This window comes from Cellulomonas telluris, from assembly GCF_004886325.1.
Lineage (GTDB): Bacteria > Actinomycetota > Actinomycetes > Actinomycetales > Cellulomonadaceae > Cellulomonas > Cellulomonas telluris.
In genome coordinates, this window is the sequence record NZ_QXFN01000081.1 from 1 (window position 1) to 544 (window position 544).

Genomic DNA, 544 nt, shown 5'->3' on the forward strand with positions numbered 1-544 from the left:
GGCGCCGTCGGCGAAGACCGTGGTCGAGCCGTTCGTCACCTTGATGTCGTCGACCAGGAGGCCGGACCAGCTCGTGGCCGGGTCCTGGCCCTGCACGGCACCGTCGGTCACGTAGCTGGCACGGAACCCGATCGTCTGCCCCGCGTAGGCGGACAGGTCGTAGGTGGCCGCGACGTAGCCGCTGCTCACACCGTCGATGCCCGACTCCTTGACGGGGTCGTTGTCCGGGTTGGCGTCACCGTCGGTGTCGGGATCGATCGCGGAGGTGTCGAGCGGCGTCCACGTGCCGCTTCCGGCCGGTGCCTGGACCTCGAGGTAGCCGTAGTCGTAGTCCTCCTCGATGTTCCACGCGGCCTTCAGCGACAGCGTCGTCGTACCGGTGGCGGGGACGGCGAGGTCGGCGCGCGACATGGACGCGCGGTAGTCGTCACCAGCGCCGGAGTACCACTGCTTGGTCCCCTCGGGGGGCGTCGGCAGCGTCGTGGCGACCTGCTTGTCCGGCAGGACCACCGCGACCCCCTGCGCCTTGGCCGAGTTGTACTCG

1 pseudogene is annotated in these 544 nt (G+C 70.0%); it reads right to left on the reverse strand.

The annotated features are described in order from the left end of the window. A pseudogene (locus FB586_RS18840) lies at nucleotides 1–544 on the reverse strand (hypothetical protein); the annotation flags it as partial.